Source organism: Pseudomonas sp. GM78 (genome assembly GCF_000282475.1).
Taxonomy (GTDB): Bacteria; Pseudomonadota; Gammaproteobacteria; order Pseudomonadales; family Pseudomonadaceae; genus Aquipseudomonas.
On the sequence record NZ_AKJF01000156.1, the window covers coordinates 1 to 21489 of the forward strand.

At 61.6% G+C, this 21489-nt stretch carries 16 protein-coding genes and 1 pseudogene; 12 read left to right on the forward strand and 5 right to left on the reverse strand.

The genetic code is table 11. The annotated features are described in order from the left end of the window. The first annotated feature begins 320 nt into the window (after window positions 1–320). The 10 genes and pseudogenes from PMI35_RS07405 to PMI35_RS07360 all read left to right on the forward strand — a co-directional run bounded on the left by PMI35_RS07405 (window position 321) and on the right by PMI35_RS07360 (window position 13351). Window positions 321–1202 (forward strand): esterase/lipase family protein, encoded by an 882-nt coding sequence (locus PMI35_RS07405; RefSeq protein WP_008063584.1) that lies wholly within the window; start codon window positions 321–323, stop codon window positions 1200–1202. 106 nt (window positions 1203–1308) lie between these two features. Further along, window positions 1309–1590 carry a peptidylprolyl isomerase gene (locus PMI35_RS07400; RefSeq protein ID WP_007984657.1) on the forward strand — a complete coding sequence of 94 codons (282 nt, stop codon included), beginning with the start codon at window positions 1309–1311 and terminating at the stop codon, window positions 1588–1590. Between the two features lie 134 nt (window positions 1591–1724). Next, on the forward strand, window positions 1725–3593 hold the full coding sequence (locus PMI35_RS07395) for an extracellular solute-binding protein (protein WP_008063586.1): 1869 nt from the start codon (window positions 1725–1727) through the stop codon (window positions 3591–3593). After that, window positions 3593–4651, forward strand: coding sequence for a microcin C ABC transporter permease YejB (locus PMI35_RS07390; protein WP_008063588.1), 1059 nt, complete (start codon window positions 3593–3595; stop codon window positions 4649–4651). The genes PMI35_RS07395 and PMI35_RS07390 overlap by 1 nt, the downstream gene beginning before the upstream one ends. Continuing rightward, window positions 4651–5673, forward strand: a complete 1023-nt coding sequence (locus tag PMI35_RS07385; protein ID WP_008063589.1) for an ABC transporter permease — start codon at window positions 4651–4653, stop codon at window positions 5671–5673. Before PMI35_RS07390 ends, PMI35_RS07385 begins: the two co-directional genes overlap by 1 nt. Window positions 5674–5687: 14 nt before the next feature. Further along, window positions 5688–7265, forward strand: a complete 1578-nt coding sequence (locus tag PMI35_RS07380) for an ABC transporter ATP-binding protein (protein ID WP_008063591.1) — start codon at window positions 5688–5690, stop codon at window positions 7263–7265. A gap of 160 nt (window positions 7266–7425) precedes the next feature. Next, window positions 7426–8841 carry a sigma-54 interaction domain-containing protein gene (locus PMI35_RS07375; protein ID WP_008063592.1) on the forward strand — a complete coding sequence of 472 codons (1416 nt, stop codon included), beginning with the start codon at window positions 7426–7428 and terminating at the stop codon, window positions 8839–8841. Between the two features lie 254 nt (window positions 8842–9095). After that, window positions 9096–10486: pseudogene (locus PMI35_RS07370) on the forward strand (GntP family permease). A 7-nt stretch (window positions 10487–10493) separates the two neighbouring features. After that, window positions 10494–11267: a 3-hydroxybutyrate dehydrogenase gene (locus tag PMI35_RS07365; protein WP_008063598.1), complete on the forward strand. Its 774-nt coding sequence runs from the start codon at window positions 10494–10496 to the stop codon at window positions 11265–11267. A 128-nt stretch (window positions 11268–11395) separates the two neighbouring features. Then, on the forward strand, window positions 11396–13351 hold the full coding sequence (locus PMI35_RS07360) for an acetoacetate--CoA ligase (protein WP_008063600.1): 1956 nt from the start codon (window positions 11396–11398) through the stop codon (window positions 13349–13351). A 124-nt stretch (window positions 13352–13475) separates the two neighbouring features. Here PMI35_RS07360 and PMI35_RS07355 read toward each other — a convergent pair whose 3' ends face one another. After that, window positions 13476–14585 carry a PilT/PilU family type 4a pilus ATPase gene (locus PMI35_RS07355; RefSeq protein ID WP_008063601.1) on the reverse strand — a complete coding sequence of 370 codons (1110 nt, stop codon included), beginning with the start codon at window positions 14583–14585 and terminating at the stop codon, window positions 13476–13478. 120 nt (window positions 14586–14705) lie between these two features. On the opposite strand from PMI35_RS07355, the gene PMI35_RS07350 reads away from it, so the two are divergent. Next, window positions 14706–17243, forward strand: coding sequence for a PAS domain-containing hybrid sensor histidine kinase/response regulator (locus tag PMI35_RS07350; protein WP_008063602.1), 2538 nt, complete (start codon window positions 14706–14708; stop codon window positions 17241–17243). A 55-nt stretch (window positions 17244–17298) separates the two neighbouring features. Continuing rightward, window positions 17299–17574 carry a peptidylprolyl isomerase gene (locus tag PMI35_RS07345; protein ID WP_007933743.1) on the forward strand — a complete coding sequence of 92 codons (276 nt, stop codon included), beginning with the start codon at window positions 17299–17301 and terminating at the stop codon, window positions 17572–17574. Window positions 17575–17715: 141 nt separating this feature from the next. Here the strand turns inward: PMI35_RS07345 and PMI35_RS07340 are convergent, their stop codons facing one another. From PMI35_RS07340 to PMI35_RS07325, 4 genes are all read right to left on the reverse strand, one after another. Then, window positions 17716–18648, reverse strand: a complete 933-nt coding sequence (locus PMI35_RS07340; RefSeq protein WP_008063603.1) for a sugar kinase — start codon at window positions 18646–18648, stop codon at window positions 17716–17718. A 138-nt stretch (window positions 18649–18786) separates the two neighbouring features. After that, entirely contained in the window at window positions 18787–20004 is a 1218-nt protein-coding gene (locus PMI35_RS07335) for an amino acid deaminase (protein ID WP_008063605.1), read from the reverse strand. A gap of 39 nt (window positions 20005–20043) precedes the next feature. Then, complete coding sequence (locus PMI35_RS07330; RefSeq protein ID WP_008063610.1) at window positions 20044–20808, reverse strand: IclR family transcriptional regulator; 765 nt, start codon at window positions 20806–20808, stop codon at window positions 20044–20046. A gap of 172 nt (window positions 20809–20980) precedes the next feature. Further along, entirely contained in the window at window positions 20981–21370 is a 390-nt protein-coding gene (locus PMI35_RS07325; RefSeq protein WP_008063617.1) for a RidA family protein, read from the reverse strand. Window positions 21371–21489: the final 119 nt, after the last annotated feature.

The following is a 21489-nucleotide window of genomic DNA, read 5'->3' on the forward strand; positions in this document are numbered from 1 at the left end:
GAAAGTGTCCACCATGTCCCCGTACACCCGTCAACCATGTGTCCGGTCCGTACAGGCTCTTTCAAAAGTGAGTCGCCGTAAGGGCGAAACCATAAGTGGCCGTGACCGCAGCAATGGATATTCCCGCAATCTATATACAGTCCAGCACCGCAAAAGCCCTGCACAGTTCACGACCAAGGCCACGCCCACTTCCGAGCATTCGTACCGTACCTATGCCTTTTTCCCCAAGCCACCGCGGCCATTTCATGCATCGCGCCAGCATTGGAGTCTTTAAAGTGAGGTCGAAATCACTTTCTTGAACCCTGGAAAAAGGAATGAACATGCAACGGAATGCAAAGACTCATCATCCCATCCTGCTGGTGCACGGGCTTTTCGGCTTCGAGCGGATCGGCAGTGTGCAACTCTTCCATGACGTCAAGCAGGCCCTGCGGGACGCCGGGGCGAGCGTGTTCGTCCCGCAGCTATCCGCCACCCACAGCAACGAAGTCCGTGGCGAACAGCTCCTGTCGCAGATCCAGCGGGTACTGCAGGGGACCGGCGCCCACAAGGTCAATCTGATCGGCCACAGCCAGGGCGCGTTGGCCGCACGTTATGCCGCCGCGACAGCGCCCGGCAAGGTGGCCTCGGTGACGTCCGTCAGCGGACCGAACCACGGGTCGGAACTGGCCGACTTGCTACGCAAGGCACTGACGCCCGGCGACCTTCCGGAAACGCTGGCTGAAACCGTTGCCACATTGTTCGCCGACCTCCTGTCGTTGCTCAGCGGCAAACGTCGGATACCGCAAAATGCCATCGCCGCGTTGAACGCCCTGACCACCCAAGGCGTGGGCGAGTTTAACCAGAAGTACCCGCAAGGCTTGCCGCAGAGCTGGGGTGGCAAGGGCAGCGAACAGGTCAATGGTGTCAGCTATTACTCCTGGAGTGGCATCCTCCAGGGAAAGCGCCGGGATGTCGAACTGGACGCACTTGATCCGTCCCACGGACTGCTGCGGGCGTTGTCACGTTTTTTCACCTCCGAGCCCTTGCAGAACGATGGCATGGTCGGGCGCTACAGCTCCCATCTGGGCACTGTCATCCGCTCCGACTATCCGCTGGACCATCTGGGCACCCTTCGCCAGGTCGGTGGTCAAAGTGAAAGGCGCATCGACCCGATCGATCTTTACGTGCAGCACGCCGAGCGCCTGGAAAATGCCGGTCTTTAACCCAAACCTGCCGTCCAGAGCGCTGGCAACGGAACTTTGAGGAGAAATACCCCACTGAATCCGGTAGGCTCAGCACTTTACCGCACATTGAATGGAGAGTTTTCCCATGGCCAAAGCCACTGCCCGTCACATCCTTGTTGCCAGCGAAGCCAAGTGCAACGAACTGAAAGCCCAAATCGAGGCGGGCGCAGACTTCGCCGAAGTCGCCAAAGCCAACTCCACCTGCCCTTCCAGCCGCCAGGGCGGTGACCTGGGCTCGTTCGGCCCGGGCCAGATGGTCAAGGAGTTCGACACCGTGGTCTTCAGCGCACCGATCAACGTGGTGCAAGGTCCGGTCAAGACGCAGTTCGGCTATCACCTGCTGGAAGTGACCAGCCGCCAGGACTGATAAACGCCTGGATTTGCTGTGCAACGGCCCGCCCTCTGGTGGGCCGTCGTGTTTCAGATACGTAATTCGGCTGGCGAGGGACGCGCCGCTAGCGTACAAATTGTGCTTAACGATCCCCGGCTCTAAGGCTGACAATGCGACTGGCTTTCCCGACTTTGTTGTTCACTGCCGTGGCCCTGCTCCTGGGCGCCGCTGGTGTGAATGCCGCACCGCAACATGCGTTGACCGTATACGGCGAGCCCGCCAAGTACCCTGCCGGCTTCAGTCATTTTGCCTACACCAACCCACTGGCGCCCAAGGGCGGGACGATGCGCCGTTCGGCGATCGAGATCGGGCATTTCGACCACGTGCTGCCTTATATAGACAAGGGCATCGGCGTGACGCAGATCGATGGCCTGCTCTACTCTCCCCTGGCGCAGCGCTCGCTGGACGAGCCTTACACGGTGTACGGCCTGGTGGCGCAGCAAATGGAGCGCTCCGACGATGGCCTGACCCTGCGTTTCTACCTCAACCCCAAGGCACAATTCGCTGATGGCAAGCCGATCACTGCCCAGGATGTGCGCTACACCTTCGATCTGTTGATGACCCAGGGCAGCCTGCGCTATCGCACGCAGTTCGCCGACGTGAAGGGTGTGGAGGTCGAGTCGCCATTGACCGTGCGCTTCGACTTCAAGAACAACGAAAACCGTACCCTGCCGCTGGACATCGCAACCTTGCCGGTGTTTCCCGAACACTGGTGGAAGACTCGTGATTTCGCCGATGGCGGCGGTTACGAGCCGCCCCTGGGCAGCGGACCGTACAAGGTCGGCAAGGTCGATTCGGGACGCAGTATCACCTTCGAGCGCAACCCCGACTGGTGGGGCAAGGACCTGCCGGTCAGCCGCGGGCTGTACAATTTCGACCGTTTCAGCATCGAGTACTTCGGCGATACCGATGTCGCGCGCCAGGTATTGCGCGGTGGCGCCTACGACTACAACCGCGAGTTTTCCGCCACCGGCTACTCCATTGGCTACGAAAGCCCGGCCCTGAGCGACGGTCGCCTGCAAAAGGCGCACCTGGCCACCGAAGCGCCACAATCGGCCCAGGGTTTCGTGTTCAACCTGCAAAAACCGATGTTCCAGGATCGCCGGGTGCGCCAGGCGCTGGCGATGCTCTGGGATTTCGAATGGAGCAACCGGCAAATGATGCGCAACCTGTACATCCGCCAGCAGAGCTACTTTTCCAATACTGACCTGGCCGCCCGGCAGTTACCCGATGCCGCCGAGCTGGCGATCCTGGAACCCTTGCGTGGACAGGTCCCCGATGAAGTCTTCAGCCAAGTGTTCGAACCCCCAAAAACCGATGGCAGCGGCGTGATTCGTGACAAGCAGTTGCAAGCCCTGGACCTGCTCGAACAGGCCGGGTGGAAACCCCGGGGCGATCAACTGGTGAACGCCGACGGCGAGCCACTGAGCTTCACCTTCCTGGTCAGCCAGAACGGCATGGACCGCTTGCTCCTGCCCTACAAGCGCACCCTGAAACAGATCGGCATCGACCTGAACATCCGCCGCATCGACTCGTCGCAGTACGTCAATCGCCTGATGAGCCGCGACTACGACATGATTGTCACCGGCTATCCAGTCACCACCTCGCCCGGGGGCGAACTGATCAACTACTTCGGCTCGGTGTCGGCCCTCGATCCCGGCGCCAACAACTACATGGTGTTGCAGAACCCGGCGGTGGACACCCTGATCAACGGCCTGATCCGTGCCAATACCCAGGCCGACATGTTGCACTACGCCCATGCGCTCGACCGGGTGCTGCAATGGAACTATTACTGGATTCCCAACTATTACCCGCCAGGCACCTCTACCGTATGGTGGAATCGCTTCGGCATACCGAACGTGCAGGCAAGCAATGACGAAGCCATCGAGAGCTGGTGGGAAATGAGCACCACGCCGCTGACCAACCAGCAGATGACCGCCGAGCGCATACGTCGTGGCAGCCCCGGAGGACCGCATTGATGTGGGCTTATATCGTACGGCGCCTGCTGCTGATCATCCCGACACTGGTGATCATTCTTCTGGTCAACTTCGTCATCGTCCAGGCCGCACCGGGTGGCCCGGTGGAACAGGCCATCGCCCATCTGCAGGGCATCGGCGGCGCCAGTGTCGGTGGCGGCTCGAGCGAGACCATGGGCCATTCCCGGGCCAGCCGCGGTCTCGATCCGAAGCTGATCAAGGACATCGAAAAGCAATACGGCTTCGACAAACCGGCACCGCAACGCCTGTGGTTGATGCTCACCAGTTACGCGCGCCTGGACTTCGGCAAAAGCTTCTTTCGCGGCGCCACCGTCACCGACCTGATCCTGGAAAAAATGCCGGTCACCATCTCCCTCGGGCTCTGGGCGACGCTGATCACCTACCTGGTGTCGATTCCCCTGGGCATTCGCAAGGCCGTGCACCACGGCAGTCATTTCGATGTCTGGAGCAGCACCGCGATCATCATCGGCTATGCCATGCCGGCTTTCCTGTTCGCCATGTTCCTGATCGTGGTGTTCGCCGGCGGTACCTCACTGAACTGGTTCCCGGTACGCGGGCTGGTCTCGGACAATTTCGAGTCGCTATCGACCCTGGGCAAGGTCGTCGATTACTTCTGGCACCTGATACTGCCGGTGACCGCGCTGGTGATTGGCGGTTTCGCGACCCTGACCATCCTGACCAAGAACTCGTTCCTCAACGAAATCACCCGTCAGTACGTGGTCACCGCCCGCGCCAAGGGCCTGAGTGAACGCCGGGTGCTGTACGGCCACGTATTTCGCAACGCCATGTTGCTGGTGGTGTCGGGGATTCCCCAGGCCTTCATCAGTGTGTTTTTTGCCGGTTCCCTGCTGATCGAAGTGATTTTTTCCCTCGATGGCCTGGGTCGCATGAGCTACGAAGCGGCCGTATCACGGGACTACCCGGTGGTGTTCGGCTCGCTGTTCATCTTCACGCTGTTCGGCCTGCTGATAAAACTGGTCGGCGACCTGTGCTACACCCTGGTCGATCCGCGCATCGACTTCGCCGCGAGGAATGCCTGATGTTGAAGCTTTCGCCATTAGGCCGACGCCGCTTCGAGCGTTTCAAGAAAAACCGCCGCGGCTGGTGGTCGCTGTGGTTGTTTGTCGGGCTGTTCCTGCTGACGCTGGGTGGCGAGCTGATCGCCAATGACAAACCGCTGGTGGTCAGCTACCAGGGTTCGTTGTACTTCCCGGCGCTCAAGCGCTACACCGAGCAGGAGTTCGGCGGACAACTGCCGTTCCAGGCCGATTACCGCAGCGATTATGTGCAGAACCTGATCAAGAAGGACGGTGGCTGGCTCTTGTTCCCGCTAATCCCCTTCAGTGACGACACACCCAACTATGACCTGAACAAACCGGCGCCGAGCCCCCCTTCGGACGTGAACTGGCTGGGCACCGACGATCAGGCGCGGGACGTGTTGGCGCGAGTGATATTCGGCGCACGGGTATCGATCCTGTTTGCTTTGATGCTGACCTTCGTCAGCGCGCTGATCGGCATCGCCGCAGGCGCCCTGCAAGGCTATTACGGCGGCTGGGTCGACTTGCTCGGCCAGCGACTGCTGGAAGTCTGGTCCGGGCTGCCGGTGCTGTACCTGCTGATCATCCTCTCGGGGTTCGTCGAGCCGAATTTCTGGTGGTTGCTGGGGATCATGGCACTGTTTTCCTGGCTGGCCCTGGTGGACGTGGTGCGTGCCGAATTCCTGCGCGGGCGCAACCTGGAATACGTCAAGGCCGCCCGCGCCCTGGGCCTGACCGACCGCAAGGTGATCGTGCGGCATATCCTGCCCAACGCCATGAACGCGACCTTGAGCTACCTGCCGTTCATTCTTACCGGGGCCATCTCGACCCTCACCGCGCTGGACTTCCTCGGTTTCGGCATGCCGGCCGGCAGTGCATCGCTGGGCGAATTGATCGGCCAAGGCAAGCAAAACCTGCAGGCGCCGTGGCTGGGCCTGACGGCGTTTTTCACCCTGGCGTTGATTCTTTCTCTACTGGTGTTCATCGGCGAAGCCTTGCGCGACGCCTTTGACCCCCGTTCGTGAAGCGGACTGTTGATATGACCAACCTGATCGAAATCCGTGACCTCAGCGTCGCCTTCAGCGGCCAGACCGTGGTGCGCGACCTGTGCCTGGACATCCGCCCCGGCGAATGCCTGGCGCTGGTGGGCGAGTCAGGCTCGGGCAAGTCCGTGACGGCGCACTCGATCCTGCAATTGCTGCCTGAATGCGGTACCGAGACGAGCGGCAGCATCCGTTATCGCGGCCAGGAACTGGTGGGCGCCGATGCGCGCAAATTGCGCGAACTGCGGGGCAATCGCATTGCGATGATCTTCCAGGAACCGATGACCTCCCTGAACCCGCTGCACAGTATCGAGAAGCAGATCGGCGAAACCTTGCTGGTGCACAAGGGCCTGGCCGGCAAAGTGGCGCAAGCGCGCATTCTCGAGTTACTGCATCTGGTGGGCATCCAGAACCCCCAGGAACGGCTCAAGTCGTACCCCCATCAGCTATCGGGTGGCCAGCGCCAACGGGTGATGATCGCCATGGCCCTGGCCTGCGAGCCGGAATTGTTGATCGCCGACGAACCGACCACCGCGCTGGACGTGACAGTGCAGCGCAAGATCCTGCTGCTGCTCAAGTCGCTGCAGCAGCGACTGGGCATGTCGCTGCTGCTGATCAGTCACGATCTCAATCTGGTGCGCAGCATTGCCCAGCGCGTCTGCGTGATGAAGGCCGGGGAAATCGTCGAGCAAGCCACCTGCGAGACGATGTTCACCGCACCGAAACACCCTTACAGCTGCGTGCTGCTCAACGCCGAGCCCGAAGGCGAAGCCCTGCCCCGTGACGAACGGGAAAAAGTCCTGGAGGTGCACGACCTGCGGGTGCAATTTGCCGTCGGTGGCGGACTGTTCCAACGCAAGACTTACCTCAAGGCCGTGGACGGCATCAGCCTGAGCATCCAGCGCGGCAAGACCCTGGGCATCGTCGGCGAGTCGGGTTCCGGCAAGTCCACCCTCGGCCAGGCGATCCTGCGCCTGCTGGACTCCGAGGGTGCTATTCACTTCCAGGGCCAGGCGCTCGATGGACTGACGCAGAAACAGTTACGGCCGTGGCGCAAGAAAATGCAGGTGGTGTTCCAGGACCCGTTCGGCAGTCTCAGCCCGCGCATGTCCGTGGCGCAGATCATCAGCGAGGGCCTGGAGGTGCATAGCCAGCTGAACGCCGAGCAATGCAACGCCGAGGTGATCCGGGCGCTGCAGGAAGTCGGGCTCGACCCCCAAAGCCGGCATCGCTACCCCCACGAGTTCTCCGGGGGCCAGCGCCAGCGCATCGCCATCGCCCGCGCGCTGGTACTCAAGCCCGCGCTGATCCTGCTGGACGAACCCACCTCTGCGCTGGACCGTACCGTGCAAAAGCAGGTGGTCGCCCTGCTGCGTCAACTCCAGGAAAAGCACGGGCTGACCTACCTGTTCATCAGCCACGACCTGGCGGTGGTGCGCGCCCTGGCCCACGACATGATCGTGATCAAGGACGGCAAGGTGGTCGAACGCGGTGCCAGCCACAACGTGTTCGATTCACCGCAGCATCCGTACACCAAAGAGCTGTTGGCGGCGGCGCATGTGGGGCAGGCATAATCCGGCGCATGCCGTTAAACCGTGTCGCGGCCATCGCGGGCAAGCCCGCTCCCACAGGTTTTGTGTCTACCCTACATTCGGTGGCAATCCCATACCCTGTGGGAGCGGGCTTGCCCGCGATAAGGCCAGCACAAGCAACATAAAATCAGGATCATCCTCCATGAACACCACCGAAAGCCTCAAGGACTACCAGCGTGTGCGCCTGCTGGCGATCCGCTCGCTGTTCGAGATCATCGAGCAGTCAAGTGAAGGCACGGTGATCGTCGACCGCGACGCCAATATCGTCTGGATGAACGAGCGTTATGCCAAGCGTTTTGGCCTTCCATCGGCTGAAGGCGCGATTGGCAAGGCCTGCGAAAGCGTCATCCCCGGCAGCCTGTTGCGCGAGGTAGTGCGCACCGGCCGACCGATCCTGCTCGACATGCAGGACACCCCCAAAGAACCGCTGGTGGTCATGCGCCTGCCGATTCACGACGATTCCGGCGAGGTGATCGGGGCCATCGGCTTTGCCTTGTTCGACGAATTGCGCAGCCTGTCACCGATGCTCAAGCGCTACATGAGCATGCAGCAAGAACTGGCTTCCACGCGCTCGCTGCTGCGGGCACGACAGACCCGCTATAACTTCGCCCACTTCATCGGCACCAGCGCCGCCAGCCTGGAAGTCAAGCGCCGGGCCCGGCGCAGCGCCAGCACCGACTCGCCGGTATTGCTGCTCGGTGAAACCGGCACCGGCAAGGAATTGCTGGCACAGGCGATCCACAGCGCCTCGCCGCGAGCACACAAGGCGTTTGTCAGCATCAACAGTGCGGCCATCCCCGAATCACTGCTGGAGGCCGAATTCTTCGGCACCGCCCCTGGCGCCTATACCGGCGCCGACCGCAAAGGTCGCGCCGGCAAACTGCAGATCGCCCAGGGCGGTACGCTGTTCCTCGATGAAATCGGCGACATGCCGTTGCCCCTGCAAAGCAAATTGCTGCGGGTGCTGCAGGAAAAGGAATTCGAACCGGTGGGCTCCAACGAGGTGATCCAGAGCGATGTGCGGGTGATCGCCGCGACCTCGACCGATCTGGAAGCGGCGATCAAGCGTGGCGAGTTTCGCGCCGACCTTTACTACCGCCTCAACGTTCTGCCGATCCAGGTGCCACCGCTGCGCGAGCGTCTCGACGACTTGCCCGCCCTCAGTGAAGCGATCCTTGAAGAACTGCGCAGCCAGCACGAACTGAACAGCGAAGCGCTGGCACTCCTGGGTCAACACGCCTGGCCGGGGAACATTCGGGAACTGCGCAACGTGCTGGAGCGGGCGGCATTACTCAGTGATGATTTGCGCCTTACGGTAGCGGATATCCGTGCTGCGATCGGGACTTTCACGCCGATAGCGCGCGTGGCGCCGTTGCCTGTGGAAGTCGTGGAGCATGAGACGTTCAGTGCGGCGCGTGAGCGCTTTGACCGGCAATTGATTGAAGCGGCCCTGGCGCAATGCGGGGGCAAGGTGATTGAAGCAGCGGCGCGGTTGGGGTTGGGGCGGTCGACCTTGTACAAGAAGATGGTGGCGTTGGGGATAGCGGAGTCTCATTAACGAGACATAAATCTCTATTGGTAGATAGGGCCTCTTCGCGGGCAAGCCTTGCTTCTACAAGGGGCGAGGCTTGCCCGCGAAGGCCCCGCCCGGCCGCCATAAATCTCAAAACAGAGACAATTACATCGCACACCACCACCAATAAACTTAATTGCCTTATATTTCAATAACTTATATATCTGGCACGAAACTCGCTAAAGCCTTTCCCCACAAAAGTTGCACCCACACAAAAATAACAATCCAGGAGACACACCATGAGTGTGATCATTGCCTTGGCAGCCCTCGCGCTGCTGATGCTGGCTGCTTACCGTGGCTACAGCGTTATCCTTTTTGCCCCGATTGCCGCCCTCGGCGCCGTCCTGTTCACCGATCCTTCCGCCGTCGCCCCAGCCTTCACCGGGGTTTTCATGGAGAAAATGGTCGGTTTCATCAAACTGTATTTCCCTGTCTTCCTGCTCGGCGCGGTGTTCGGCAAGCTCATCGAGTTGTCCGGTTTTTCGCGCTCCATCGTCGCGGCGGCCATTCGCGTGCTCGGCACCCGCCAGGCGATGCTGGTGATCGTGCTGGTCTGCGCCCTGCTGACCTACGGCGGCGTCTCGCTATTCGTGGTGGTGTTCGCGGTTTACCCGTTTGCCGCGGAAATGTTCCGCCAGAGCAACATCCCCAAGCGCCTTATCCCCGCGACCATCGCCCTCGGCGCCTTTTCGTTCACCATGGACGCCCTCCCCGGCACCCCGCAGATCCAGAACATCATCCCCAGCACCTTCTTCAACACCACCGCCTGGGCCGCGCCGTGGCTGGGTTTGATCGGCTCGATCTTCGTGGTCTGCGCCGGCATGCTGTTTCTGCAGCGCCAGCGCAACAAGGCTCAGCTTAGCGGCGAAGGCTATGGCACCGACCTGCGCAACGAGCCGGAAACCGCTGCCGACATCAAACTCCCCAATCCGTGGATCGCACTGTCGCCGCTGTTGGCCGTGGGCATCATGAACCTGTTGTTCACCCAGTGGATTCCACAGTGGTACGGCAAGACCCACAGCCTCGCGTTGCCGGGCATGGCCGCGCCGGTGACCACTGAAATTGCCAAGCTCACGGCGATCTGGGCCGTTCAGGCGGCATTGCTGGTCGGCATCATCATGGTGCTGGTGTTCGGCTTCCAGGCGATTCGCGGCAAATTGGCCGAAGGCAGCCGAAGTGCGGTCGGCGGTTCATTGCTGGCAGCGATGAACACGGCGTCGGAATACGGTTTCGGTGCAGTGATTGCGTCGTTGCCAGGCTTCCTGGTTCTGGCCGACTGGCTCAAAAGCATCCCTGACCCGCTGGTCAACGAAGCGATCACCGTGACCCTGCTGGCGGGCATCACAGGTTCAGCGTCCGGCGGTATGAGCATTGCGCTGGCGGCGATGGCCAATGACTTTATCGCAGCGGCCCATGCCGCCAACATCCCGCTGGAAGTCCTGCACCGGGTAGCGGCCATGCCAGTGGTGGCATGGACACCCTGCCGCACAACGGCGCGGTGATTACCTTGCTGGCGGTGACCGGCCTGACCCACCGCGAAGCCTACAAAGACATTTTCTGTATTACGCTGATCAAGACCCTGGCGGTTTTCGTAGTGATCGGCACTTTCTACGCCACTGGCATTGTGTGAGGTATTGATGACGACTCTTTCGGGCAAGACCGCACTGGTTACCGGCTCCACCAGCGGCATTGGCTTGGGGATAGCCCTGAGCCTGGCCAAGGCTGGCGCCAACCTGATTCTCAACGGATTCGGCGATGCATCCAAAGTGATTGCCGAGGTGGAGCAGTTCGGCGGCAAGGTTGGGCATCATCCGGCCGACGTCAGCGACCCGGCGCAGATCGCCGACATGATCGCCTACGCCGAGCGCGAATTCGGCGGCGTCGACATTCTGGTCAACAACGCCGGCATCCAGCATGTGGCCCCCGTTGACGAGTTCCCTGTAGAGCGCTGGGATTCGATCATTGCCATCAACCTGTCGTCGGTGTTCCACAGCACCCGCCTGAGCCTGCCGGGCATGCGCGCCAAGGGCTGGGGCCGGGTGATCAACATCGCCTCGGTGCATGGCCTGGTGGGTTCGACGGGCAAGGCCGCTTATGTCGCCGCCAAGCACGGCGTGATAGGGCTGACCAAGGTCGTCGCCCTGGAAACGGCCACCAGCAACATCACCTGCAATGCCATTTGCCCGGGCTGGGTGCTGACCCCACTGGTGCAGAAGCAGATCGACGATCGCGCCGCCAAGGGCATCGAACCGCAGCAGGCGCAGCACGATTTGTTGGCCGAGAAGCAGCCGTCGCTGGAGTTCGTGACACCGCCGCAATTGGGCGAACTGGTGCTGTTTTTGTGCAGCGAGGCTGGCACCCAGGTGCGTGGTGCGGCGTGGAATATCGATGGTGGGTGGTTGGCGCAGTAAGCAACCGCTGGACCGCGTTATCGTTCATCGCGGGCAAGCCTTGCTCCTACAAGAGTGCCTCGGTTCTGTAGGAGCAAGGCTTGCCCGCGATTGAGTGCACAGCACTCACTAACAAAAAGAGGCACATCATGTCCGAAGTACTGTGGCAACCCACCGCCGAACGCATCGGCAAGACCCGCATGGAGGCGTTTCGGCGCTTCGTCAATCAACGGCACCACCTGCACATCGACGACTTCCCCGCCCTGCACCAATGGTCGATCGATCAGCGCCCGGACTTCTGGCAGGCCATCGTCGACTTCTTCGACATCCGCTTCCATGAGCAACCCGACGCGGTGCTGCTGGAAGGCCCGCAGATGCCCAGCGCCCAGTGGTTCCCAGGCGCTACCCTGAATTTCGCCGAACACCTGCTCAGTCGTCGCGACGATGCCGTGGCAGTCGTGGCCGTGGCTGAAAACGGCCAGCGTGAACACTTGACCTGGGCCGAATTGGCGGAGCACGTCGCAGGCTTCCAGAATGGCTTGATCGCAGCCGGTGTCGGCCTTGGCGACCGGGTGGCGGCGTGCATGCCCAACACCTGGCAAACCCTGGTGGCCATGCTCGCCACCACCAGCCTCGGGGCCATCTGGTCCTGCTCCTCGCCGGACTTCGGCACCCAAGGGGTGATCGACCGCTTCGGCCAGATCGAACCGAAAGTGCTGGTCACCTGCGCCGGCTATCGTTACGCCGGCAAGGCGATCGACCAGAGCGCCAAGGTCAACGAAATCCTCGAACGCCTGCCGTCCTTGCAGCAGCTGGTGATCGTGCCGTATGCCCGCCCCGAAACCCACATCGAAGATTTCCGTACCCAGGCCAACGTCACCCTCTGGGACGATTTCTATGATCCGGGTGGCGACCCTGATTTCGTTGCGGTGCCGTTCGACCATCCGCTGTACATCCTCTATTCCAGCGGCACCACCGGCGTGCCCAAATGCATCATCCACAGCACCGGTGGCGTGCTGCTGCAACACGTCAAGGAACACGGCCTGCATTGCGATCTCGGCCCTGGCGATCGCCTGCTCTACTACACCACCTGCGGCTGGATGATGTGGAACTGGCTGGTCTCGGCCCTGGCGGTGGGCAGCGCCGTGGTGCTGTACGACGGCTCGCCTTTCCAGCCGGATGCCCAACGCTTGATCGACCTGATCGACGACGAGCGCATCACCGTGTTCGGCACCAGCCCCAAGTACCTCGCCACCCTGCAAAGTAGCGGCGTGAAGCCTGGGCAAAGCCATGACCTGGGCAGCCTCAAGACTTTGCTCTGCACAGGCTCCGCGCTGTCGCCGCAGAGCTACGACTACGTCTATCGCGATTTCAAGGCTGACCTGTGCCTGGCCTCGATGTCGGGCGGCACCGACATCGTCTCGTGTTTTGTCAACGGCAACCCCTGGCAGCCGGTGCGCCGTGGCGAAATACAGGGCAAGAGCCTGGCCATGGCCGTGGAGGTGTGGAACGACGAAGGCCGGGCGGTCATTGGCGAAAAGGGCGAATTGGTGTGTACGCGGCACTTCCCGGCGATGCCGGTCGGCCTGTGGAGCGACCCCGATGGCGAAAAGCTCAAGGCGTCCTACTTCAGCCAATTTCCCGGTGTCTGGGCCCAGGGCGACTACGCCGAACAACTGCCCCATGGCGCGATGATGATCCATGGGCGCTCCGACGCCGTGCTCAATCCCGGCGGCGTGCGCATCGGCACCGCGGAAATCTATCGGCAAGTGGAGAAAGTCCCGCAGGTGCTCGACAGCGTGGCGATCGGTCAGCAATGGCAGGACGACGTGCGGGTGGTGCTGTTCGTGCGCTTGCGCGAGGGCGTGGAACTGGATGATGCGCTGCAACAACAGATTCGCCAGGTCATTCGCGCCAACACCACGCCGCGCCATGTGCCGGCGAAGATTGTCGCGGTGACCGACATTCCCCGGACCATCAGCGGCAAAATCGTCGAGCTGGCGGTGCGCAATGTGGTGCATGGGCAGAAGGTGAAAAACACCGATGCGTTGGCCAACCCCGAGGCGCTCGAGCAATTCCGCGATCGCCCCGAACTCCAGGACTGAAACACAGCCTCCCCTGTAGGAGCGAGCCTGCTCGCGATGGAGGTCCGGGCACCGCGGGGATTCAGGCATCCCGCGTTATCGTTTGCGACCATCGCGAGCAGGCTCGCTCCTACAAGGGTATGGGTCAATCCATCAAGCCCCAGTCACCTGACGATTGTGCAGAACCTCGCGTTGTATCGCCGTGCAACTTCAACCGCAATCGCAGGTTGTTCACCGAATCTGCATGTTTCAACGCTTCTTCCTCGTCGATCACACCTTCTGCGACCAACTCGAACAGCGCCCCGTCAAACGTTTGCATTCCCAGCGCCGCCGATTTCTCCATCACCCCTTTCAACTCGGAAAACTCATTACGCCGAATCAGGTCGCCAACGGTCGGAGTCCCCAGCATCACCTCTACCGCAGCACGCCGCTGGCCATCACGGGTACGTACCAGACGCTGCGAGACAAACGCCTTGAGGTTGTTACCCAGGTCGTTGAGCAGTTGACCCCGCCGCTCTTCGGGAAAAAAATTGATAATGCGGTCGAGCGCCTGGCTGGCGTTGTGGGCATGCAGCGTGGAGATCACCAGGTGCCCGGAATCGGCAAACGCCAGGGCATGCTCCATGGTTTCGCGGTCGCGGATCTCGCCGATCAGCACCACGTCCGGCGCCTGGCGCAGGGCATTTTTCAAGGCGGCATGAAAACTGCGGGTGTCGACACCGACCTCGCGCTGGTTGATGATCGATCGCTGGTGCCGGTGGATGTACTCGATCGGGTCTTCGATGGTGACGATGTGGCCGCTACCGTGACGATTACGGTAGTCGATCAACGCCGCCAGCGAGGTAGACTTGCCCGAGTCGGTAGCGCCGACGAACAGCATCAGCCCTTGCTTGAGCATCACCGTTTCAAGCAACACCGACGGCAACTTGAGGTCTTCGAAGCGTGGTATGTCGAGCTTGACGTTGCGCACGACCATCGACACATCGTTACGCTGCTTGAAGATGTTCACCCGAAAGCGTCCGATGCCCGCCTGGGAGATCGCCAGGTTCATTTCCAGCTCCCGATCGAACTCAAGGCGCTGTTCGGCGTCCATGATGGACGCCGCAATCGTCGCAATGTCTCCCGGCTTGAACGGTTGGTCCGCCAGGGCGGTGAGCACACCGTCGAACCGCGCACTGGGCGGCGCGCCGGTGGACAGGTAGAGATCAGAGCCATCCTGGCTGGCCAGGCGGCTTAACAACGCGTCGATTTCCATGGCAAAAAGCACCTACGAAGCATTCAATGTTAAAAAATGACCTGAAGCAGGTCATCCAGCGTCTACTGCCCTGCAAGGATAGTTGACGCCGCCACACCGACTTTTGTGCAGGACATCTTGATGAACGCATCACCGACCGGCAGCGATGCCCAGGCCTTGATTGCCAGACTCGACTGGGCAAACAGCCCCCTGGGCGCTGCTGGCACCTGGCCACAGAGCCTGCGTACCGCCGTGGACATCGTGATTCATTCGCCGATGCCGATGCTGCTGCTCTGGGGGCCGCAGCTGACGCAGATCTACAACGACGGCTTCGCGCTGCTGGCCGGCAGCAAGCATCCGCACGCTTTCGGACAGCCAACCCACCAGATCTGGCCCGAATTAAAGGACTTTACCGACCCGATTTACAGCGCAGTCCTACAAGGCCAGGTGCGAACCTACAGCGAACAGCGCTTTACCCTGCAGCGCGACGGTATCGATTCCGACTTCTGGCTTGACCTGACCTATAGCCCTATCCGCGATGAAGACGCCCAGGTCGCCGGGATCCTGGTCACCGCCATCGAAACCAACGAACGCCGGCGCATCGCCCTCGAACTCGAACAGCGCTCCGCCGCGAGCCTCAAGGCCCAGCAAGACACCGAAGAGCGCCTGCAACTGGCCCTCGCCGCCACCGACGCGGTCGGCACCTGGGACTGGGACATCAGTCAGGACCGCTTCATCGCCGATGCTCGCTTCGCCCAATTGCACGGCATCGAGCCGGCCCTGTCCGGCCAGTTGCCGATCAGCGAATACCTGCACGGCGTCCACCCCGAAGACCGCAGCCTGATAGCCCGCAGCATCAAGCATTGTATCACCCACGGCGCCGAATACGCCGAGGAATATCGCCTGCTGCAACCCGATGGACAGTTGCGCTGGGTGTTCGCCCGCGGACGCTGCTACAAGGATCACCATGGACGGCCGATCCGTTTCCTCGGCGCCGCCCTCGACCTGACCGATCGCAAGAACACCGAGCAGGCCTTGCGCCAGAGCCAGACCGAGCTGCAGTTGATCATCAACGCCATGCCGATCCTGATCAGCTATGTCGACCGCGAAGAACGCTTTCGCCTGAACAACGCCGCCTACCTGGACTGGTATGGCCTGACGCCCCAGGAACTCTACGGCCGCACCATTCGCGAAGTGCTGGGTGATGAGGCCTACGCCTTGCGCGCCGAGCACATCGCCCAGGCCCTGAGCGGCAAGCCCTGCTGTTTCAGCATCAGCACCCCGCACCGCGACGGCAGCATCCGCCAGGCGCTGATGAATTACCTGCCGCGTCACGGCGCGGATGGCGCGGTGAATGGTTTCTACATCTTCGTCATCGACGAAACCGAGCGCAAACAGACCGAAGAAGCCCTGCGAAACCTCAATGAAACCCTCGAAGAACGGGTGAGCGCCCGCACCCGACAATTGGCCGAGGCCAACGAAAAACTGCTCAGCGAGATGTTCGAACGCGAGCGCGCCGAAGAAGCCCTGCGGCATGCGCAGAAGATGGAAGCGCTGGGCCAGCTCACCGGCGGCATCGCCCATGACTTCAACAATATGCTCACTGGAATCATCGGCAGCCTGGACCTGATGCAGCGCTACATCGCCGACGGCCGCGCCGCCGAAGTCAGCCGTTTCACCGAGGCCGCGGTGTCCTCGGCCAACCGCGCCGCCGCCCTCACCCACCGGTTGCTGGCGTTCTCAAGGCGTCAGTCGCTGGATCGCAAGACGCTGAACGCCAACGACCTTATCCACTCCCTGGAAGATTTGCTCAGCCGGACCAAGGGCGACCACATCGAACTCAAGCTGCAACTGGCCGAAGATGCCTGGACGGTCAGCACCGACGTCAGTCAACTGGAAAACGCCCTGCTCAACCTGGTGATCAACGCCCGGGACGCCATGCCCGAGGGTGGCCAGTTGTGCATCGAAACCGCCAATGTCTATCTCGACGGCAGCGATATCACCACCCTGGAACCGGTCAAGGCCGGGGATTACCTGATGATCGCGGTCAGCGATAACGGCACTGGCATGACCCCCAAGGTATTGTCCAAGGCATTCGACCCGTTCTTCACCACCAAACCCATCGGCCAGGGCACCGGGCTGGGGTTGTCGATGATCTACGGTTTCGCCCAGCAGTCCGGTGGCCACGTGACCCTGTTCAGCCTGCCCGGCCAGGGCACGAGCGTGCGCCTGTACTTGCCGAGACTGCTAGGCGTCGAGCCGCAGGATGTGCTGTCGCCCGTGGTCAGCGAAGCACCGTCGGCGATTGCCGGCGAAACGGTGGTGCTGGTGGAAGACGATCCGGCGGTGCGCATGCTGGTGACCGATCTGCTCAAGGAGTTGGGTTATCACGCTTATGAAGCCGAAGACGCGAAGACAGCCCTGCCCTTGCTCGAATCCGACTTGCGGGTCGACCTGCTGGTCACCGACGTCGGACTGCCCGGGATGAATGGACGACAACTGGCGGAAATCGCGCGCCAGCATCGCCCGGAACTGAAAGTGCTGTTCATGACCGGTTACGCGCAGATGGCCGCCGAACGCCAGGGTTTTCTCGAAGAAGGCATGGACATGGTGGCCAAACCGTTTTCCATTGATCTGCTGGCCAACAAGATTCGCACGATGATCGGTCAACCGCAGTGAGTTGGGGCATAATCGCGCCCCCTCGCTGCCACTACCGTAACAAGGTATCTGCCCCATGAAAGCTCAAGCCCGCCATATCCTGGTGAAAACCTCGGAAGAAGCCGAGCAACTAAAGCAACGCATCGCCAAGGGTGAAGCCTTCGATGTGCTGGCCAAGAAGTACTCCACCTGCCCGTCCGGCAAACGCGGCGGCGACCTGGGTGAAGTGCGGCCGGGCCAGATGGTCGGGGCGATCGATGCGGTGATCTTCAAGAAACCGCTGCGGGTGGTGCATGGGCCGATCAAGAGCAAGTTCGGGTATCACCTGGTGCAGGTGTTTTACCGGGATTGATTGGTTTGCTTTAGGGCCCCATCGCTGGCAAGCCAGCTCCCACAGGGATTTGTAAATGGCCACAGATTTCAGCCGCGCCATAAAACCTGTGGGAGCTGGCTTGCCAGCGAACCGATGGCGCAGCCAGCGGCCATCCAACACTTACTTCGGAATCAGTGCCCCGGGCACCTGAATCACCCGGCTCGCCAACCGATGCCCCGCCCCAGCCGCCTCGACCGGGCTCCCGCCCTTGAGCCGCGCAGCCAGGTACGCCGCACTGAACGAATCACCCGCCGCCGTGGTATCCACCACCCGCTCGACCTCGAACGCCGGCACTTCGAATGACTCGCCGGCACAACGAATCAGACACGCCTCGGCGCCGCGCTTGAGCACCACTTCAGCGGTGCCGATCTGCTCATACGCTGCAAACACCGCCTCGCAATCAGCGAAATGGAACAGCGCCTGCTCGTCATCGACGGTCAACAGTGCCAGGTCGACATAGGGCAGCACCTTGCGGTAAGCCACCCGCGCCTCTTCCACCGAGGCCCACAAACGCGGTCGGTAGTTGTTGTCGAAGACGATCCGCGCATCGCGCTGGCGCGCTTCGATCAGGGTTTCCAGTAACTTCTCCCGACCTTGTACGCCGAGTACCGCGAGGGTGATGCCGCTGAAATACAACACGTCGTAATCCGGCAACGCGGCCAGGATCGGCGCGGCGGCCGGAGTGGTGAAGCAGTCGCGCACCGCCGCTTCATTGCGCCAATAGAGAAAACGCCGCTCGCCGGCGGCGTCGGTCTGGATGCAATACAGCCCCGGCAAGCGGCCGGGCAAGCGTTGGACCCTGCTCAGGCCAATGTTTTCGGCGGCCCAGCTCTGGCACATGGCATCGCTGAAACTGTCATCGCCCAGGGCGGTGACGTAATCCACCGACCCCGCCGCGCCCAGCTCCCGGGACAGGTAGACCGCGGTGTTCAAGGTATCGCCGCCGAAACTCTGCTGCAGACTGCCGTCGGCGCGGTGTTGCAACTCGATCATGCATTCGCCGATCAGGGCGATGCGCGGGGTGTGGGGGGCCAGGGTGTTGATGGTATGCATGTTGTGGGGTCTCTGGTGTTTCTTTGTTGTCTTTCAGGGCCCCTTCGCGGGCAAGCCCGCTCCCACATGGATCTTCAGTGCTCACAAAACCCTGTGGGAGCTGGCTTGCCAGCGATGGGCTCGACGCGGTCTCAAGCCTTAGAAACAGGTTTCCATGGTCTCGACGACGTTCAACTGCTCATCCACCAGGCAACCCACACGCCACTTGTCGAACGTCAGGCACGGGTGCGAAGTGCCGAACGAAATGATGTCGCCCACCCGCAAATCAACTCCCGGTGCCACGGTCATGAAGGCATGCTGATCCATCACGGCGGTCACCTTGCAAGCGCTCACGTCATCACCCTTGGCCGGCACTACACCGGCCCGGTAGCGCAGCAACGGCACCGGCAAGCCGGCGTCATAGGCCACGTCGCGTTTGCCCAGGGCGATCACCGCAAAACCCGGCTCCGGCAACGACTGCACGTGCGCCCAGACTTCGAGCGCCGGGCGCAGTCCTTCCTGCAGATCGCTGCGGCGGTCGAGCACGCAGCACTGCGCTTCCTTGTAGATGCCATGGTCGTGGGCCACATAGCTGCCTGGACGCAGCACACTGAGGAAGCGCCCGCCAGCGTTCTGCGCCTCGAACTCCTCGGCGATCAAGTCATACCAGGCCGAACCTGAAGCGGTGATGATCGGCTTGGCAATCGCGAACGCGCCGCTGTCCTGCAACTGCACGGCCAGTCGCACCAGGGAGCCGGCGAAAGCGCGGATGCCACTCACCGCATGGTCGCCGTGGATCACCCCCTCATACCCTTCGATCCCGGTCAGCGCCAAGGCCGGTTGTGCGGCGATTGCCTTGGCCAGGTCCAGCACTTGCTGTTCGCTGCGGCAACCGCAACGACCGCCGACCACGCCGTACTCGATCATCACGTTCAGGCGCACACCCCGTGAAGCGAAATAGGCGCCGAGGTCGGCGACGTTGTCCGGGTGATCGACCATGCAATGGAAGTCAAAATTCGAATCAGCCAGAAGATCGGCAATCAATGCCATGTTCGGGGTGCCGACCAGCTGGTTGGCCATCAGTACGCGATGCACGCCGTGGGCATAGGCCGCACGGGTTTGCGTGGCGCTGGCCAGGGTGATGCCCCAGGCACCGGCGTCCAGTTGCCGGCGGAACAGCGCCGGGGTCATGCTGGTCTTGCCGTGGGGCGCAAGCTGCGCGCCGCTGTTGCTGACAAAGTCCTGCATCCAGCGGATGTTGTGCTCAAGCGCTTCGCGATGCAGCACCAGCGCAGGCAGGCTGACGTCGCGCACCAGGTGGGCGCCCGTGTGGGCAAAGCCCTTTTCCACGGCGGCAATATTCTTGGCAGAAGACATGGTCGAACTCCTCACATTCGCGGCCGCGGGCAGCCGCTGTCATTCGTTGATGCGACGGGCCAGGCTGTTGGCGCTATCGATCAGCACCCGGCGGTAATCGCTGTAATGGGTCTTGGCATCCGCCCGTGGGGCGACGATGCACAGGGTGGCAATGGCCACGCCATCGGGGCCTTTGACCGGGGCGGCGAAGCAATGGGTAAAGGTGTCGGCCACGCTGTCGAAGGAGAAAAAGCCATCGATGCCGGCCTGACGGATTTCCTTGAGAAACTGTTCCAGCGGCAAACGTTCGCCGTTGGGCAGGATGAAGTCGTCGTGGTCGATCAGGTCGACGATTTCCTCATCACTCAGGTGCGCCAGTAACAGGCGCCCGGACGCTGTCCAGGGGATGGGCGCGTTCTCGCCGATGTCCGAGGAAATGCGGAAATGCCGCTCGCCCTCCTTCATCAGCGCCACGGTGTATTTGCGCCCGTTGAGCAGGCACATCTGCGCCGTTTCGTGGGTCTGGCTGACGATTTCCTGCAGGGCTCGATCGGCTTCGCGGGTCAGGTCGAAATGGCGCAGGTGCGCCTGGCCGAGGAAGTACAGCTGGCGGCCGAGATAGACGTGACCATCCTTGCCCACCGGTTCCAGGATCCGCCGTTCCAGCAACGAGGCCACCAGCTCGTAGACCGTGGATTTCGGACTGCCGATGCCGTTGGCGATGTCGTTCGGGCGCAGGGGCTGGCCGATCTCCTTGAGGAAATCGAGGATATCGAACGCTCGGTCCAGACCGCGAGCCCGGCGCTTGATGGTGTCTTCGCTCATGTCAGTGGTTCCCATTCAAAGTGCCGGGAGTTTACCGCAGAGTGTTGCGGCGACCGTCAGGCCGCCATCGCTGGCAAGCCAGCTCCCACAGGGATCAGTGTGTGGCTGCAATCTGTGGCAGTACATAGAACCCTGTGGGAGCGTGGCTTGCCCGCGATGGGCACGACTCGGTTCAGGCCTTTTTCTTGTACGCGATGCAGTCGATCTCGACCTTGCAGTCGACCATCATGTTCGCCTGCACACAGGCCCGGGCCGGTGCGTGTTCAGGTTTGAAGTACTCGGAGAAGACCTTGTTGAAACTGGTGAAATCCCGCGGATCTTCCAGCCACACGCCAACACGCACCACATCTTCCAGGCCATAACCCGCCTCCTGGAGAATCGCGATCAGGTTCTTCATGGTCTGGTGCGTCTGCTCGACGATGCCACCAACAATGATCTCGCCCTCCACCGCCGGCACCTGCCCGGAAACGTGCAGCCAGCCATCGGCTTCAACGGCGCGGGCGAAAGGACGTGGCTGACCGCCCGCGGCGGTGCTGCCGGTGCCGTAACGAGTAATGCTCATGGGTGTTTCTCCTGATTGAAGATCGAAGGATCAGCGTCATGAAAACGATCTTGTCCGAGCTCTCGAAGGCTCAGTAAATTCCGTTATAGCGGAATCTTGTATGTAATAGCGGAATAGAC

What these genes read in the sequence shown, in the direction of transcription:
- PMI35_RS07335 (WP_008063605.1), bottom strand. Translation starts at nt 20,004, where the DNA reads ATGTCTTCTGCCAAGAATATTGCCGCCGTGGAAAAGGGCTTTGCCCAC.
- PMI35_RS07330 (WP_008063610.1), bottom strand. Translation starts at nt 20,808, where the DNA reads ATGAGCGAAGACACCATCAAGCGCCGGGCTCGCGGTCTGGACCGAGCG.
- PMI35_RS07350 (WP_008063602.1), top strand. Translation starts at nt 14,706, where the DNA reads ATGAACGCATCACCGACCGGCAGCGATGCCCAGGCCTTGATTGCCAGA.
- PMI35_RS07385 (WP_008063589.1), top strand. Translation starts at nt 4,651, where the DNA reads ATGTTGAAGCTTTCGCCATTAGGCCGACGCCGCTTCGAGCGTTTCAAG.
- PMI35_RS07355 (WP_008063601.1), bottom strand. Translation starts at nt 14,585, where the DNA reads ATGGAAATCGACGCGTTGTTAAGCCGCCTGGCCAGCCAGGATGGCTCT.
- PMI35_RS07380 (WP_008063591.1), top strand. Translation starts at nt 5,688, where the DNA reads ATGACCAACCTGATCGAAATCCGTGACCTCAGCGTCGCCTTCAGCGGC.
- PMI35_RS07375 (WP_008063592.1), top strand. Translation starts at nt 7,426, where the DNA reads ATGAACACCACCGAAAGCCTCAAGGACTACCAGCGTGTGCGCCTGCTG.
- PMI35_RS07365 (WP_008063598.1), top strand. Translation starts at nt 10,494, where the DNA reads ATGACGACTCTTTCGGGCAAGACCGCACTGGTTACCGGCTCCACCAGC.
- PMI35_RS07360 (WP_008063600.1), top strand. Translation starts at nt 11,396, where the DNA reads ATGTCCGAAGTACTGTGGCAACCCACCGCCGAACGCATCGGCAAGACC.
- PMI35_RS07325 (WP_008063617.1), bottom strand. Translation starts at nt 21,370, where the DNA reads ATGAGCATTACTCGTTACGGCACCGGCAGCACCGCCGCGGGCGGTCAG.
- PMI35_RS07390 (WP_008063588.1), top strand. Translation starts at nt 3,593, where the DNA reads ATGTGGGCTTATATCGTACGGCGCCTGCTGCTGATCATCCCGACACTG.
- PMI35_RS07405 (WP_008063584.1), top strand. Translation starts at nt 321, where the DNA reads ATGCAACGGAATGCAAAGACTCATCATCCCATCCTGCTGGTGCACGGG.
- PMI35_RS07395 (WP_008063586.1), top strand. Translation starts at nt 1,725, where the DNA reads ATGCGACTGGCTTTCCCGACTTTGTTGTTCACTGCCGTGGCCCTGCTC.
- PMI35_RS07400 (WP_007984657.1), top strand. Translation starts at nt 1,309, where the DNA reads ATGGCCAAAGCCACTGCCCGTCACATCCTTGTTGCCAGCGAAGCCAAG.
- PMI35_RS07340 (WP_008063603.1), bottom strand. Translation starts at nt 18,648, where the DNA reads ATGCATACCATCAACACCCTGGCCCCCCACACCCCGCGCATCGCCCTG.
- PMI35_RS07345 (WP_007933743.1), top strand. Translation starts at nt 17,299, where the DNA reads ATGAAAGCTCAAGCCCGCCATATCCTGGTGAAAACCTCGGAAGAAGCC.